General features: G+C 73.3%; 9 protein-coding genes and 1 pseudogene. 1 reads left to right on the forward strand and 9 read right to left on the reverse strand.

What is annotated here, in order from left to right; all coding sequences use genetic code 11:
* Positions 1 to 139: 139 nt before the first annotated feature.
* The 7 genes and pseudogenes from ACIBW6_RS26030 to ACIBW6_RS26060 form a co-directional block, all read right to left on the reverse strand.
* Positions 140 to 715 carry a hypothetical protein gene (locus ACIBW6_RS26030; RefSeq protein WP_399063607.1) on the reverse strand — a complete coding sequence of 192 codons (576 nt, stop codon included), beginning with the start codon at positions 713 to 715 and terminating at the stop codon, positions 140 to 142.
* Positions 716 to 823: 108 nt separating this feature from the next.
* Positions 824 to 1,486 carry an alpha/beta fold hydrolase gene (locus tag ACIBW6_RS26035; RefSeq protein WP_399063608.1) on the reverse strand — a complete coding sequence of 221 codons (663 nt, stop codon included), beginning with the start codon at positions 1,484 to 1,486 and terminating at the stop codon, positions 824 to 826.
* A 51-nt stretch (positions 1,487 to 1,537) separates the two neighbouring features.
* Positions 1,538 to 2,377: a DUF1295 domain-containing protein gene (locus ACIBW6_RS26040; RefSeq protein WP_399063610.1), complete on the reverse strand. Its 840-nt coding sequence runs from the start codon at positions 2,375 to 2,377 to the stop codon at positions 1,538 to 1,540.
* A complete protein-coding gene (locus ACIBW6_RS26045; protein WP_399063612.1) occupies positions 2,374 to 3,684 on the reverse strand; it encodes a class I SAM-dependent methyltransferase in 1,311 nt (436 codons plus the stop codon). Before ACIBW6_RS26045 ends, ACIBW6_RS26040 begins: the two co-directional genes overlap by 4 nt.
* Positions 3,681 to 4,976 (reverse strand): class I SAM-dependent methyltransferase, encoded by a 1,296-nt coding sequence (locus ACIBW6_RS26050; protein ID WP_399063613.1) that lies wholly within the window; start codon positions 4,974 to 4,976, stop codon positions 3,681 to 3,683. The genes ACIBW6_RS26045 and ACIBW6_RS26050 overlap by 4 nt, the downstream gene beginning before the upstream one ends.
* Before the next feature lie 539 nt (positions 4,977 to 5,515).
* Positions 5,516 to 6,217, reverse strand: a pseudogene (locus tag ACIBW6_RS26055) (DUF1365 domain-containing protein); the annotation flags it as partial.
* Positions 6,214 to 7,518: an NAD(P)/FAD-dependent oxidoreductase gene (locus tag ACIBW6_RS26060; RefSeq protein ID WP_399063615.1), complete on the reverse strand. Its 1,305-nt coding sequence runs from the start codon at positions 7,516 to 7,518 to the stop codon at positions 6,214 to 6,216. The gene ACIBW6_RS26060 and the pseudogene ACIBW6_RS26055, both read right to left, overlap by 4 nt.
* A gap of 284 nt (positions 7,519 to 7,802) precedes the next feature.
* Here ACIBW6_RS26060 and ACIBW6_RS26065 point away from each other — a divergent pair, with 284 nt between their 5' ends.
* The gene (locus ACIBW6_RS26065; protein ID WP_399063617.1) at positions 7,803 to 9,455 is read left to right on the forward strand and encodes a sulfite oxidase; all 1,653 of its coding nucleotides are present in this window, start codon (positions 7,803 to 7,805) and stop codon (positions 9,453 to 9,455) included.
* A gap of 78 nt (positions 9,456 to 9,533) precedes the next feature.
* On the opposite strand, the gene ACIBW6_RS26070 is transcribed toward ACIBW6_RS26065, so the two are convergent.
* Positions 9,534 to 10,790 carry a lectin gene (locus tag ACIBW6_RS26070; RefSeq protein ID WP_399063619.1) on the reverse strand — a complete coding sequence of 419 codons (1,257 nt, stop codon included), beginning with the start codon at positions 10,788 to 10,790 and terminating at the stop codon, positions 9,534 to 9,536.
* A 163-nt stretch (positions 10,791 to 10,953) separates the two neighbouring features.
* Positions 10,954 to 11,943, reverse strand: coding sequence for a MerR family transcriptional regulator (locus tag ACIBW6_RS26075; protein WP_399063621.1), 990 nt, complete (start codon positions 11,941 to 11,943; stop codon positions 10,954 to 10,956).
* Between the last annotated feature and the right edge of the window lie 57 nt (positions 11,944 to 12,000).

Below are 12,000 nucleotides of genomic sequence, written 5' to 3' on the forward strand. Positions count from 1 at the left end.
GGCCACATCGAGGGTAATAAGGAGACAAAAACGGCTAGACAGACACGCTGGTGAGGACTGGCCCCGTCAGCCGTTCGCCTCGGGACGGGGTGAGGAAACATGCCAGGTGCGGGGGCGTGGGAGGTATGCGGCCGCGGGGTCAGGGGCGCAGGCGGGTGAGTTCTTCGGCGCGACGGTGGTCCTTGGGACGGTCCAGTGCCCGCCGCATCTGGATCAGGTCGTCCAAGGCGACGTAGCGGACGGTGAAGCCCGCGGGGTCGTGCGCGGCCGCCGCCCGGGACAGGCAGCCGGCGACGTTCAGCTCGCCCCAGAGCAGGGCGGGTGTGCACAGGTCACCGCTGACGCCGGTGGTCCGGTAGGGCGCTTGCGGGCGGCCGAGGTCGGGCAGGTCGGTGCAGCCGGTGGCGGTCAGGGCGACGCGCAGGGCCTCGGCCTGGGCGGGCGTGCCGTCCCAGAGCAGGTCGAGGTCGCCGGTCAGCTCCTGCGAGCCGTGCATGATCCCGGCGACCTGCCCGATGACCACGGCACACGAACCGGCCTGGTGCAGCGCTCGCAGGAGCGGGAACGGGTCGAAGCCGAGCGCGCCGTCCGTCGCGAACGTGCCGGCGATGTCGTCGGCCTCCTCCAGGTCGCGCCCGGTGGCGGCACGCTCCCGGGTGGCGTCGTGGATGCGTCGGACGGCCTGACGAAGGCGGAGAGCGGCGGGCTCGGTCATCAGCGCATTCAACAGCAGCTGCGGACGACACGTCGACGTGTCGGTGTGCCGACGTGCCTCAACCCCCCTTCGTACGCGAACCGCTGAGGCACCGTCCCGCATGGTGCCTCACCGGGTCAGGAGTCTTCGCACGCCCGAGACGGTCATGCGGTGCCAACGGCCGCTGTTGCGGAGCATCGCGTGATCGCCGCCGGAGACGCGGATCATGTCGGCCGTGGCGCCGGCGGCTCGGGCCCGGTGGACGAACGCCGCTGAGGCGTCCGGGTCCGTCACGCGGTCGTGGTCGCCGTGGAGGACGATGACGTCCTTGCCCGCCAGGTGGGCGACCGGCTCACCGGCCGGGCACCAGGGAGCCAAGGCCAGTACGGCGCCCACGTGCGGGTGCGCGGCGGCGCGCAGGCCGGCCCGGGCGCCCATCGAGTGGCCCACGAGGACCACCGGGACCTCGCCGACGCGCCGGGTGAGCTCCTCGATCGCGCGGTGGGTGTCTTGCAGGGGGTCGGCGGCGTCACCGTTCCAGCCGCGCACGCGGTAGCGCACCGACGCGAGAGCCACCTCGTCGTCGGGGAGCGCCGCGGCGACGGCTCGTACGAACGGTTCCATCCGGAGCGCGGCCAGGTGCCACGGGTGTGACGGTGCGGAGCTGTCGGCGCGCCCGCCGTGGAGGAACAGCACCGCGGCCCGCGTCGGGGACGGGATGCGCCGCCGCGGCCTGAGGGCGGCGGACGCTGCCGGGTGCCCGCGGAGTGCTCGCTCGTCGTCGCGGTGCACGTGGTCTCCTTGTCGTTTCGGACGGCGACCGTCGCGCGGTCGCCGTCCCGTTCATTGTTCGTCGCCGGTCGCCGGTGGAGTCGGCCGGCCGGCCCCGCGGGGTGGCAGGGGGAAGAAGCCGCTGGTGCGGGCCTTGTACGCGGCGTACCCGGGGCGGTCGGCCATATGGCGTTCCAGCAGTCGCTTTCCGCTGCCCCGGGTCAGGAGGAAGGTCATCACCAGCGGTGCGGGGGCCGCGACGGCGGCCGCGGCGGGTGAGTCGCAGGCGAGCAGGTACAGGCCCCACCAGACGCAGAAGTCCCCGAAGTAGTTCGGGTGGCGGGTGTAGCGCCACAGTCCGCGGTCCATGACGCGGCCCTTGTTCGCCGGATCCGCCTTGTACCGGGCGAGTTGGGCGTCGCCCACGGATTCGAAGAACAGTCCGACCGCCCAGAGTGCGGTACCGGCCCAGGCGGCGGCCGTCAGCGGCCCGGGCACGTACTGGGCGGCCTGGACGGGTAGGGAGACGAGCCAGATCAGTGCGCCCTGGAGCAGGTAGACCATGCGCAGCGCGTACAGGTCGCGGTTGCCGGGCGCCTTGGCGAGCAGCTTCTCGTAGCGCGGGTCCTCGCCGTGTCCGCGGCCGCGGCGGGCGATGTGGACGGCGAGACGTACTCCCCACACGGCGGTCAGTACGGTGACCAGGACGCGCCGCCCCGGCAGGCCCTCGCCCGCCGCCGCCCAGCAGCTCACCGCCGCGACCGCGGTGAAGCCGATGCCCCAGGCGACGTCGACCACACGGTGCACACCCTTGCGCACGGCGACGGCGAACGTGACGAGCATGACGGCGAGGGCGGCCGCCGCCGACCAGCCGAGGCCGGCCGCGAACGCGCTCCACGGGTAGTCGTTCACGGCGCCTCCAGCCCGAGGTACCAGTCCTTCGCCGTGGCCGGGGCGCCGCTGAGGCCCGTGGGCGACGGCCGCACGGCGAGGATCTGGTCGACGCCCATGCGCCGCTGCTCGAAGGCGAGGGCGCCGCCCACCAGGTAGAGCCGCCACACCCGTGCCTGCTCCTCGCCGATGAGGCGCACGACGTCGGCCCAGCGTTCTTCGAGCGTGCGGTGCCAGGCGTCGACCGTCCGCACGTAGTGCTCGCGCATCGACTCCACCGCCCTGACCTCCAGACCCGCCGCCTCCAGCAGGCCGACCGTCTCGCCCAGCGGCCGCATGTGCATGTCGGGGGCGATGTAGGCTTCGATGAAGGCGCCGCCGCCGGGAGCGGTGGCGCCGCGGGACATCTGCTGGACCAGGACCCGGCCGAGGGGGCGGACCATGCGGTGCAGGGTGGCGGCGAAGCCCGGGTACGCGTCGTCCCCGACGTGCTCCCCCATCTCGACCGTGGCGACGGCGTCGTAGCCGCCGCCTGTGATGTCGCGGTAGTCCTGGCAGACCACCTCGACCCGGTCGCTCAGGCCTCGCTCGGCCACCTGCTCGCGTACGTACGCCGCCTGTTCCTGAGCCAGGGTCACCGCGGTGACCTGCGCCTTGTACCGTTCGGCCGCGTACAGCGTGAGCGAGCCCCAGCCGCAGCCGATGTCGAGCAGCCGGGCGCCGGGCAGCAGCGCGAGCTTGCGGCAGATGAGCTCCAGTTTGGCGTGCTGCGCGTCGGCGGCGGTGAACTCCGGTGCGTCGTCGGCCCAGTAGCCGCACGAGTAGGCCATCGTCTCGTCGAGCAGCAGTTCGTAGAAGGTGTTGGACAGGTCGTAGTGGTGGCTGATGGCGGCGCGGTCGCGGGACTTGGTGTGCTGGGGTCCGCGCAGCCGGGCCTGGGAGTCGGGGGGCGCCGGGCGCGGGCCGACGGCGCCCAGGCGGGCCACGGTGGCGGCGGCCCGGGCGCGGTCGGCGAGGGTGAGGCGGGGCGGGTGGAGATGGCGTTCGCGGGCCGCGGCCCACATCGCGCGCAACCCGGCGGCCAGGTCGCCGTCGACGTCGAGTTCGCCGGTGACGTACGCCTGGGCGAGGCCCAGTTCGTCGGGCTGCCACAGGAGGCGGCGCAGCGCGCGGCGGGACCGGACGACGACCACGGGCCCGTCGGCCGGTCCTGTCTCGGCGCCGTCCCAGGTGCGCAGGCGGAGCGGGAGCGGTCCGCCGAGCGCGGTTTCGGCGAGAGCCGCGAGGCGGTGCGCGGCACCGGCCCGGGCGGGGCGGTGGGGGCTCATGGTGCGGGGTCCTCCTTGGTGAGCAGGTACTGCTGGACGTCGAGGTATCCGGAGCGGAACCCGGCTTCGGAGTAGGCGAGGTAGAACGTCCACATGCGGCGGAAGGTCGCGTCGAAACCGAGCGCGTCGGCCTCGTCGGCCCGTGCGGTGAACCGTTCGCGCCACAGGCGCAGCGTCTCGGCGTAGTGGGCGCCGTACCCGTCGCGCCGGGCGACGGTGAGGCGGGTGTGCTCGCGGACGGTGTCGGCGATCGCCTGGGTGGAGGGCAGCAGCCCGCCGGGGAAGATGTACTTCTGGATCCAGGTGTACGTGGTGGCGCTGGCCCGCATCCGCTCGTGCGGCATGGTGATGGCCTGGAGGGCGATCCGGCCGCCGGGGGCCAGGCGTTCGTCGAGGGCGCGGAAGTACGCGGGCCAGAACTCGGCGCCGACCGCCTCGACCATCTCGACGCTGACGACGGCGTCGTAGGTGCCGCGCGCCTCGCGGTAGTCGCACAGCTCCACGGTGACCCGGTCGGCGAGGCCGGCCGCGGCGATGCGGGCGCGGGCGAGGTCGCGTTGTTCGCGGGAGAGGGTGAGCGAGGTGACGTGGGCGCCGCGGGCGGCGGCGCGCAGGGCCAGTTCGCCCCAGCCGGTGCCGATCTCCAGGACCTTGCTGTCCGGGCCCACCTCGGCGAGGTCGAGCAGCCGGTCGATCTTGCGGTGCTGGGCGTCCGCGAGCAGGTCCCACCGTGCGGGCAGGGCGCGGAAGACGGCCGAGGAGTAGCTGAGCGTCTCGTCGAGGAAGAGGGCGAAGAGGTCGTTGGAGAGGTCGTAGTGGTGGCTGATGTTGGCGCGGGAGCCGGTCGGGGTGTTGCGGCGGGCGGACGGCTGGCGGGCCGCCCAGAGTCCCCGCAGCCGTTGCAGGGGGGCGGGGACCAGTTCCGCGGCGTTGGCAGCGAGCACGGTCAGCGTCGCGACCAGGTCGGGGGCGTCCCACTCCCCCGCCATGTACGACTCCCCGAACCCGATGAGCCCGTGCTTGCCGATGCGGGCGTGGAAGGCGTCGGGGCGGTGCACGGTCAGGAGGGGCCCGCCCCTGCCCAGCACGGGAGCACCGGTGAACCGCGCGCGCAGCGGAAGACGCCGGAGGGCGTGCCGGACGACGGCGGCGGCGAGCGCGGTACGGAGGCGGTGCCGTCGGGGCGGGGCGGCGACGTCGGGCCAGCGGGTCGCGTCCACGGGGGCGGACTCGGCCGGGGTGGCCGGAGTGCCCTGTCGTGCGGTGATGTGGTGGGCCTCGCCGGTGGTCATGAGCGGTCTCCGGTCGGGTGGTCGGAAGAGTGGGGAGGGTTGGGAGGGCTGGAGGGGCGGCGGGCGTCGGGACGGTCGCGGTGACCGGACCGGCCGGGACGGGCAGGACGATCAGAGTGATCGGCGAGATCGGGATGGCGGGGGCGAGCGGGACGGCCGGAAGGGGCCAGGAGGCTGGGATCGCCCCGGCGGTCGGGGGGATAGGCGAGATCGGCGTCGTCGGGGTGCGCACGGCTGCAGGGCCCGATGCCAGGGTGACCGGTGGATTCGGGATCGTCAGGGTGCGCACGGCGGCCGGGTCCGATGCCAGGGGGAGCGGCGGGTTCGGGATCGTCGGGGTGCGCACGGCTGCAGGGCCCGATGCCAGGGTGACCGGCGGGTTCGGGATCGTCGGGGTGCGCACGGCGGCCGGGTCCGATGCCAGGGGGAGCGGCGGGTTCGGGATCGTCGGGGTGCGCAGGGCGGGTGGAGTCGGTGTGCCCGGCGAGGCCTGCGGGGTGGTCGTGGCCGTCGGGGGCCCCGGCGCAGCCGTTCGCACCGGGGCGCGGCTGGAGGGGCAGGCCGCGTGCGTAGAGGCGCAGGCCGTGCAGGCGGATGGCCGCGGACACGGCGAGCGTCGACCACGGCCGGCGCAGCGCCATGGCCAGCAGTGTGCGCGTGCGGAGCGCGTGCCGGGAGCCGCGGACGGTGGCGGTGAAGGGGCGGTTGCCGTCCCGTTCCAGGTGCACGGTGAGGTCGAGCCGGTCTCCGGGGGCGGGCAGCCGCATCCGGTAGCGGCCGTCGACGGGGAAGAACGGGGAGACGTAGAACTCCTTGCCGACCACCGCGCGGCCCGCCCCGTCGGGGTGCAGGAGATAGCAGTGACGTCCGCCGTAGGTGTTGTGGACCTCGGCGACCACGCAGCGCTCGGTGCCGTCGGGGTCGTGACACCAGTACAGGGTGAGCGGATTGAACACGTATCCGAGGACACGCGCGTGGGTGAGCATGACGACCGGGCCGCCCTTCAGGTCCACCCCGTGTTCGGCCAGGAAGGCGTCGAGTCCGGCGCGCAGGGACGATCCCGCCCCGTCGAAGTGGTCGCGTGCCTCGAAGCGCGCCAACGGCCGGACGAGCAGCGGCACGCGCGGTGGCCGGTCGGGGTCGATCAGCCACATGTAGGTGCGATGGCGCAGCGCGTACCGCAGCGGAGCAGTGCGCACGTGGGCGATGTCCACGCTGTACAGCGCCGGTGCCGCGCTCACCAGCGCACCCCGAGCGACGCGGCGGCCTCGACGCCTGAGCGGCAGCCGTCCTCGTGGAAACCCCAGCCGTGGTAGGCCCCGGCGAACGCGATGACCGGCGAGTTGAGCTCGGGCAGCAGCGCTTGGGCGGCCACCGACTCCGGAGTGTAGACGGGGTGTTGGTACTGCATGCGGGCGCGGACCCGCTCCGGGGCGACGCGGTCCTCGCCGCCGAGGGTGACCACGTACGTCTCGGACGCGTCCAGGCGCTGGAGCCGGTTCATGTCGTAGCTGACGCGTACGGGGTCGGCGGTCCCGGGCGCGCAGGACGGCATCAGGTAGTTCCAGGACGCCCGGGCTCCGCGGGCCCGCGGCAGCACACGTGTGTCGGTGTGCAGGAGAGTGGTGTTGCGGGAGTAGCGGAACGCGCCGAGGACCTCTTTCTCACGCGGGGTGGCGTCGGCCAGCATGTGCAGCGCCTGGTCCGGGTGGGTGGCCACGACCACCGCGTCGTAGGACCGGCTGGTGCCGTCCTCGGTGGTGAGGCGGACGCCGTCCGGGTGCCGCTGCACGGCGCGCACCGGGGTGCCCGTGCGCACGGTGTGGATGCCGCGGGCGACCCGCTCGACGTAGCTGCGCGAGCCGCCGGTGATGGTGCGCCAGGTCGGTGACCCGCTGACCGAGAGCATGCCGTGGTGGGCCAGGAACCGGAACAGGTACCTCGCCGGATACCGCTGCGCGGTGACGTCGTCGCAGGACCACACGGCCGCCACGACGGGGGTGACGAAGTGGGTGCGGAAGTAGGGGGAGAACCCCTCCCGGTCGAGGAAGGCGCCCAGGGTCAGGTCGGAGCCGGGTTCCTCGGTGAGCAGGCGTCGCGCGGCCCGGTGGAAGGCGGGCACCTGGGCGAGCAGATGCAGGTAGCGCGCACGCAGGGCGTTGCGCGGCCGGGCGAACAGGCCGGACGGGCCTCGCGCTCCGGCGTACTCCAGGCCGCATCCCTCGCACCGGACCGACATGCTCATCTCCGACTCCTGGGTGGCGACGCCGAGTTCGGCGAACAGCCGCAAGAGGTTCGGATAGGTGTGCCGGTTGTGCACGATGAAACCGGAGTCGACGCGGTGCCTTGCGCCGTCCGGCGACATCAGGTCGTGGGTGTGGGCGTGCCCGCCGAGCCGTTCGTCGGCCTCGTACAGCGTGACGTGGTGGGCGCGCGCGAGCACGTGTGCCGCGGTGAGTCCGGCCACGCCGCTGCCGATCACCGCGGTGCGCCGCACGGACTCCCCGGGTCCCCCCGTGCCGCCTCCCGCATCGCTGACCATCGCCACTCCCTCCACCCGACTGCGTACGCGCTCTCATGGGGTATTCGGAGCCGGTCACGGGTCGGATTGGGATCGGATGATCTGTTCTTCCCGCCGGTCGCCGCGCCGGCGCCGTGACAGACCCCGACCGCGTGGCGGGAGCGCGCTCGGAAGGCGGGCGACACACGGAGCGGGGCCACGGTCCGCGCGGAGTCCGTCGCTGCTGAGAACCTGGCGGCGCGCCCGCGCACCGCCGACGGTGTGAACGGACCAATCCGCGCGCACCGCCAGAACGGATTCCCGTCATGGACCACGACGCACGACCCACGCCGTTGCACGGCGTCCCCCGACTGTCCCTGGGTGCGCTGAGCGGGCTGCTCGCCGGCTACGCGGCCATCGCGGTGGCCGAGCTGGTCTCGGCGGCCGTCCGCCCCGAGTCCGGCCCCGTCATCGCGGTGGGCGGGGCGGCCATCGACCGGACGCCACCGGCGGTGAAGGACTGGGCGATCCAGAAGTTCGGTACCGACGACAAGCTCGTCCTGCAGCTCGGGATCCTCGCCGTGCTGACCGTCCTGGCCCTCGTGGTGGGGGCGCTGGCCACGCGGTGGCGGCTGCTGGGCTCGCTCGGCGTACTCGCCTTCGGTGTGATCGGGGCGGCGGCCGCGACGAGCCGGCCCGATTCGTCGAGCGTCAGCGACGCGTTGCCGTCCGTGGTCGGCGCCCTCGTGGGAGCCTGCCTGCTGTACTGGCTGATCGGGAAGCTGGGCCGATCCGGGCGCGCGGCCACACCGGCGGCCCCGGTCACGGGCCCCGGGGCGACCGCCGACGACGACGGCGATCCGGCGCCGGCGCACCCCCAGGACGAGGGATGGGACCGGCGCGGCTTCATCCTCACCGCGACCGCGGCGGCGGCCGCCTCCACCGGCGCCGGGCTCGCCGGGCGCGCCCTGAACGGTTCGCAGGGACAGAACGCCGTCGCCTCCCGCAAGGACGTGGTGCTGCCAGCCCCCTCCTCACGGGCGGCGGCCGTGCCGAAGGGCGCGGCCCTGCGCGTCAAGGACATCAGTCCGTACATGACGCCGAACGGCGACTTCTACCGTGTCGACACCGCGCTGGTGGTCCCCAAGGTCGACGCCACCCGCTGGAAGCTGCGCATCCACGGCAAGGGGGTCAGCCGCGAACGGACGCTGTCCTTTGACGACCTGCTGAAGATGCCGCTCGTCGAGCGGAACATCACCTTGACCTGTGTGTCGAACGAGGTCGGCGGCCCCTACGTGGGCAACGCCCGCTGGATCGGCGTCCGGCTGGCGGATCTCCTGGAGGAGTGCGGTGTACGGCCCCCGTCGAAGGGCGGTCCCGCCGATCAGCTCGTGGCCCGCTCGGTGGACGGGATGACCATCGGCAGTCCGGTCGACGAGGTGATGGACGGCCGCGACGCCCTGCTGGCCGTCGGCATGAACGGCGAACCCCTCCCCTTCGAACATGGTTTCCCGGTCCGCATGCTCGTCCCCGGCCTGTACGGATATGTGTCGGCCTGCAAGTGGATCAAGGACATCGAGCTCACCACATTCGACGCCTACGACTCGTACTGGGTCAAACGGGACTGGGCACAGCGTGCCCCCATCAAGACCGAGTCCCGGATCGACACCCCGAAGCCGTTCGCGCGCCCGAAGGCCGGCACCGTCATGGTGGCCGGGGTCGCCTGGGCCCAGCACCGCGGCATCGACAAGGTCGAGGTCCGGGTCGACGACGGGCCGTGGGAGGAGGCGCGGCTCGCCGCGGAGGACACCCGGGACACCTGGCGGCAGTGGTCCTACGCCTGGCAGGCCGGCAAGGGCGGCCACACGCTGACGGTCCGGGCCACCGACCGCACGGGCGAGACCCAGACGGAGAAGCGCACGCGGACGATTCCCGACGGTGCCTCAGGATGGCACTCCGTCGTGGTCACCGTCGACTGAGCGCAGCCGCGCAGTCGACGACGGCACCTGGGCGTGTCCGGTTCTCCGGTCACGCCCAGGTGTGCGTCCGCCGGCGGGTCAGCCCACCGTCCACTTCTGGTTCGCGCCGCCCGAGCAGGTCCAGATCTGCAGCCGGGTCCCGTTGGCCGAGTTGTTGCCCGTCACGTCCAGGCACTTGTTCGCCTGCGGGTTGACGATGTCGTTCGCCCCGCTGACCGCCCACTTCTGCGCGGCCGTGCCGTTGCAGTCGTAGAGCTGGACGGGGGTCCCGTCCGCGGTGCCGGCGCTGGCCACGTCCAGGCACTTGCCGAGCGCGCGGATCGTGCCGTCGGAGCCGACGGTCCACTTCTGGGCCGCGGAGCCGTTGCAGTCGTAGAGCTGTACGGGGGTGCCGTTGGCGGAGTTCGCCCCGGCGACGTCCACGCACTTGCCCGCGAGGCCCCTGATCGTGCCGCCGGCGGGCGTGTCGGCGGTGGTCACCGACACCGAGTCCACCACCAGCTGGGCGGGGAAGGCGGTCGAGCTGTTCGGGTCGCCCGGCCAGTAGCCGCCGACCGCCAGGTTGAGGATCAGGAAGAAGGGCTTGTTGAAGGCCCAGGTCTTGCCGCTCACGTCGGCGGGCGTACGTGTCTGGTAGACGACGCCGTCGACCGACCACTTGACGGAGTTGGGCGCCCAGTCGACCGCGAAGGTGTGGAAGGCGTCGGCGAAGGCCTGGCCGCCGGGCAGCGAGTATCCGGCGCCCACGCCGGCCGAGCCGGAGTAGCCGGGGCCGTGCAGGGTGCCGTGGACGGTGTTGGGTTCGAAGCCGACGTTCTCCATCACGTCGATCTCACCGGAGTTGGGCCAGCCGACCGACCCGATGTCGGTGCCGAGCATCCAGAAGGCGGGCCACATGCCCTGGCCGCGCGGGATCTTCATGCGTGCCTCGACGTGCCCGTACTGGGCGCTGAACTTGCCCGAGGTGTTCAGCCGGGCCGACGTGTACTGGCAGGTGCCGTACCAGCACTGGTAGTTGGCCGGGTTCTCCTTCTTGGCGGTGATCACCAGGTGGCCCTGACCGTCCAGGGCGGCGTTGTTGGTACCGGACGTGTAGTACTGGCGCTCGTGGTTGTTGACGTTGTCGCCGGTCTCCAGCGTCCACCTCGACGAGTTGACCGCGCTGCCGGCGGCTCCGTCGAAGGTGTCGGAGAACGTCACCGCGGCGGCGGCGGCGGTGGCAGTGGCGGTGGCGTCCGATGGTTCCGCGCGGGCGACGCCGGTCGCGGCGGACGCGACCAGTGTGGCGGACAGAGCGGCGAGCAGACATCTGCGCAGCAGGCGTTGGGGGGCCACGTCTCAGTCCTTCCTGGGCGGCAGGCACGAGTGAGCCGGCCGAGGTGGAGGTGAAAGCGTTCGCCTGTTGATTTAAGGAGTGAAATAAGGGGGCGTCAAGACGCTGGTACGGACCAGATACGGCCGTTGAGGGGACGTGCCGCAGCGTTGCGGACCGTGCCGCTCAGGCGGCGAGGGGCGGTTGGAGCGCCGCGAGCAACCAGTCGTGCGCCATGCCCGGGGTCGGCTCCGCACGACCGCCCTCCGGCGTGCGCACCACCGCCACCTGTTCCCAGTAGCCGTCGAGCCGTGGGTCGACGGCCAGTTGCCCGGCCAGCGCGCGGCGGAACACCGCCGTGTCCCGGGCGCCCATCACGGCCGCGTACGTGGCCACGAAACAGTCGAGCGCGTCACCGGCCTCCGGGTCGGCGCCCGCGCGCATCCGCGGGGCGGCGAGGTCGTAGGCCTCCGCGAGTCCGGCGTAGAGCAGGGCGGACTCGCGCGCGCCCGCCGCCCGGTGCGCGGCCGGCTGCGTGGGCCGCGCCGCCGGGCCGGTCGGGCAGGGGCGCGTCACCAGGGCGCAGAGCCGGGCGAAGGCGAGCACCTGGGCCGGTGACGGGGCGTCGGGCGGCTGCGGAACCGCCGCGTCGAGGAACGCGGCCCGTGCCTTCGGCGGCATCCGCGGCGGCAGCCAGGCCCGCCAGAACCGGGCCAGCGGCGCCGTGCTCGGCGGGGTGTCCAACGCGCCGACGAGCCGCAGCCGCTCCGCCCGCTCCGCCGGTGCGGACTCCTCGACGAGTCGCAGGGCCGACTCCTGCCAGCGCAGCGCGCTCATCCGCGAGCCCAGCGTGCGCAGCTGCTCCGCGACGGCGTCCTTCAACGCGCCCTGCGCGCCCGGCTGTTCCTCGATGACGCGGCGCACCTGCGGGACGGGCAGGCCCAGGTTCCGCAGGGAGCGGATGAGGTCGAGCCGGTCCAGGGCGTCCGGGGCGTAGCGGCGGTGCCCGCCGGCGCTGCGCGTGCGCTGGGGCAGCAGGCCCTTGTCGGAGTAGAAGCGGACGGTCTTCACGGTGGTGCCGGCCCGCTCGGCGAGCTCCCCGATGGTCCACAGGTCGTCGTGGGACGACGTGGGACCCGGCGCGGGTCCGGGGTCCGGCTCGGGCGACAGCGGCACTTGAACCTCCCTCAGGGGGAGTTCCTAATCTACCGGCCACCGCGGCGGGCGCAGGAA

Origin of the sequence: Streptomyces sp. NPDC049813 (assembly GCF_044465085.1) — a bacterium.
In the GTDB taxonomy this organism is placed as follows: domain Bacteria; phylum Actinomycetota; class Actinomycetes; order Streptomycetales; family Streptomycetaceae; genus Streptomyces.